The 1338-nt window shown below is 72.6% G+C and carries 1 protein-coding gene; it reads left to right on the plus strand.

Annotation, left to right across the window (positions count from 1 at the left end):
- Positions 1 to 1338: polyketide synthase dehydratase domain-containing protein (locus tag AB0H32_RS48375; RefSeq protein WP_361136138.1), on the plus strand; the 1338-nt coding region annotated here is incomplete at both ends.

The following is a 1338-nucleotide window of genomic DNA, read 5'->3' on the forward strand; positions in this document are numbered from 1 at the left end:
GCATCGTCACCGTTCCCGCCCTGCGTGCCGACCGCCCCGAGCCGTACGCCCTCGTCACCGCCGTCGGGCAGTTGCACACCCACGGCATCTCGCCCGACTGGCAGGCGCTCTTCCCGGGCGCCCGCCGCGTCGACCTGCCGACCTACGCCTTCCAGCGCGAGCGCTACTGGCTCGACGTTCCCCAGGCGTCCGGTGACGTCCGGGCCGCCGGCCTGGGGGCGGCGGACCATCCGCTCCTCGGTGCCGCGATTGCGACGGCCGACAGCGACGGGGTCCTGCTCACCGGACTGCTTTCCCTCGAAACCCATCCGTGGCTCGCCGACCACGCCGTGAACGGGACCGTTCTGCTGCCCGGCACCGCGTTCGTCGAGTTGGCGATCCGGGCGGGCGACGAGACGGGGTGCGGATCGATCGAAGACCTCACCCTTGAGCTTCCCCTGGTGGTGCCCGAGCGCGGCGGCGTCACCCTTCAGGTGGCTGCCGGCCCGAAGGACGAGTCCGGCCGACGACAGCTGAGCGTGCACTCGCGCGTCGACGACGGTTCATGGCTGCGGCACGCGACGGGTGTGCTGTCCTCGGCAGGGGCACCGTACGCCGCGGACCTCGGCGCGTGGCCGCCGGCGGGCGCGGAGGCCGTCGACCTGACGGCGTTCTACGAGGGCATGGCTGCTGCGGGCCTGGACTACGGTCCGGTCTTCCAGGGCCTGCGCTCGGTGTGGCGCGGCGGGGACGACGTCTTCGCCGAGGTCGAGCTGCCGGACGAGTCGGCTGCCGAGGCGGCGGAGTTCGCCCTGCACCCGGCGCTGCTGGACGCCGCCCTGCACGCTCTGGCCGCCGGTGGGCTGGTGGCGCTGGACGACGGCCCGGTCCTGCCGTTCGCGTGGTCCGGCGTCGTCGTGCAGGCTGCCGGTGCGGCGATGGTGCGGGTGAAACTGTCGCGGACGGCCTCCGGTTCGGTGACGCTGGCCGTGGCCGATGGCACCGGCGACCCGGTGGCCTCGGTCGAGTCGCTGTCGTTGCGGGCCGTCTCGGCGGAGCAATTGCGCGGTGCCGGTGGCGGCGATCAGCTGTTCGCGCTGGGGTGGACGCCGTTCACCCTGCCCTCCGCCACCGACGCGCTGGTGATCGAGACTGTCGCGGACTTCTACGCACTGCGGGAGTCGGAAGGGACACCGGACGTCATGGTCGTTCCGTGCCCGGCGGGGTCCGGTACGGAGACCGCCGAGCGCGTACACGGCATCGTGAGTGAGGTTCTGGCGCTGGTGCAGTGGTGGTTGGCGGAGGAGCGTGCGGGGCGTCTGGTGTTGGTGACGCGTCCGGGTGATCTGGCTCATGCTG

Source organism: Streptomyces sp. NPDC020362, assembly GCF_040642095.1.
Classification (GTDB): Bacteria; Actinomycetota; Actinomycetes; order Streptomycetales; family Streptomycetaceae; genus Streptomyces.